Below are 2,121 nucleotides of genomic sequence, written 5' to 3'. Positions count from 1 at the left end.
GGCTGCGTGAAACCATTCAGGCCACCGCAAATAGCGCCGGGCCTGAAGCGGTAAAGCGCCACCTAGCTAAAGGAAAGCTTTTACCCAGAGACCGAGTCACGAGATTAATTGATCCCGGCTCACCATTTCTTGAGTTATCTCAACTTGCTGCCCATGAGGTATACGATGAAAAGGTTCCCTCTGCCGGTGCAATTACTGGCATAGGCCGAATCAATGGCACTGAGTGCATGATTGTTGCCAACGATTCGACGGTTAAAGGAGGCACTTACTACCCTCTTTCGGTTAAAAAACATCTCCGCGCCTTAACCATCGCTGAAGAGAATCGCCTACCCTGCGTCTACCTTGTAGATTCAGGTGGCGCAAACCTCCCTAATCAGGATGAAGTCTTTCCGGACGAGGATGACTTTGGCAACATTTTCTATCGACAGGCCAACATGTCTGCCAAAGGGATTCCACAAATCGCCGTTGTACTTGGATTGTGTACCGCAGGTGGCGCTTACGTCCCTGCAATGGCCGATGAAAGCATAATGGTTCGCAACCACAGTACAATCTTTCTAGCAGGCCCACCGCTAGTTAAAGCTGCAACCGGTGAAGAAGTTAGCGCAGAAGACCTGGGCGGCGCTGATGTGCATTGCAAAACCTCTGGTGTTGCTGATCATTATGCCGACAGTGAAGAGCATGCTATCCAGATCGCTCGAGAATGTGTATCAAATCTTAATTGGCAGAAGCCAAAACAAATGGCTACTCGCCCAGCAAAACCACCTAAGTACCCGGAAAATGAAATTAACGGAGTGGTTCCATCTGACCTAAAAACCCCTTACGACGTGCGAGAGGTCATTGCTCGAATCGTTGATAATTCTGACTTTTCAGAGTTCAAGCAATACTTTGGTGAAACACTCGTTTGCGGCTTTGCACATATATATGGAAACCCGGTAGGTATTATTGCTAACAACGGTATTTTGTTCTCTGAGTCAGCTCAAAAAGGCGCGCACTTTATTGAACTATGCTGCCAACGTAAGATCCCTTTGATCTTCCTACAAAATGTCACCGGCTTTATGGTTGGCAAATCGTTTGAAGAAGGCGGTATCGCCAAGCATGGGGCAAAGATGGTCATGGCCGTCGCTTGCGCTAAAGTTCCGAAGTTTACGATCATTATTGGCGGAAGTTTTGGTGCCGGAAATTACGGCATGTGCGGGAGAGCCTATCATCCACGATTCCTATGGATGTGGCCAAATGCACGTATTTCAGTAATGGGTGGCGAACAGGCTGCAGGCGTTCTGGCACAAGTNAAACGAGATAGTTTGGCTAAACGTGGCATCATTTGGTCTGATGAAGAAGAACAAGCACTCAAGCAACCGATTATCGAACAGTTTGAAAAACAGGCACACCCTTATTATGCCAGTGCACGCTTATGGGATGACGGCATAATCGAGCCTAGCGACACTCGAAAAGTTCTTGGCGTCGCAATCTCAGCTAGCCTAAACGCACCAATAGAAGATACCGAGTTTGGCGTATTTAGAATGTAAGTATGAGCGATCACTCAAATTACTCATAAGGTACAATTCAATGAATCAGGATATTAACCATGCAGCCAGCAAGTACTCTTCAATTTGATAAGCAAATCGCCACCCTTTGCTTATCGCGCCCTGAAAAGCACAACGCTTTCGATGACCAGGTAATTACCGAACTACGCGCACATATAAAAACAGTCAACGACTCAGATGCGCGCGTTATGGTACTCAAAGCTGATGGCAAACATTTCTGCGCCGGGGCTGACTTAGCCTGGATGAAACGTATGGCAACGCTAAGTCATGAAGACAACCTTCACGATGCACGCCAACTTGCTGCGCTTATGCAAGAGTTAAACGATCTTAGGATTCCCACAATAGCACGCGTACAAGGAGCCGCCTACGGTGGAGCAATCGGGCTTATCGCGTGCAGCGACATTGCCATCGCCGATGAGAAATCACGTTTCTGTTTAAGCGAAACGAAACTCGGTTTAGCACCTGCCACCATCGGGCCTTTTGTTGTTGAAGCCATCGGCCCTCGCATCGCAAAAAGACTATTCTTAACTGCTGAAGTATTTAAGGCTCAAGCAGCAAAGGGTTATCAACTTGTCCA

General features: G+C 47.6%; 2 protein-coding genes. Both read left to right on the top strand.

What is annotated here, in order from left to right; translation table 11 throughout:
• Positions 1–1,526: carboxyl transferase domain-containing protein (locus tag A3729_RS03265; protein ID WP_068633152.1), on the top strand; the 1,526-nt coding region annotated here is incomplete at its 5' end.
• Between the two features lie 59 nt (positions 1,527–1,585).
• A partial coding sequence (locus tag A3729_RS03260) for an enoyl-CoA hydratase-related protein (protein WP_068633150.1) occupies positions 1,586–2,121 on the top strand: 536 nt, incomplete at its 3' end.

It is taken from the genome of Oleiphilus sp. HI0043 (genome assembly GCF_001634935.1).
The sequence above is the reverse complement of the archived record's forward strand: the minus strand, read 5'-3'. Positions and strand labels throughout refer to the sequence as shown.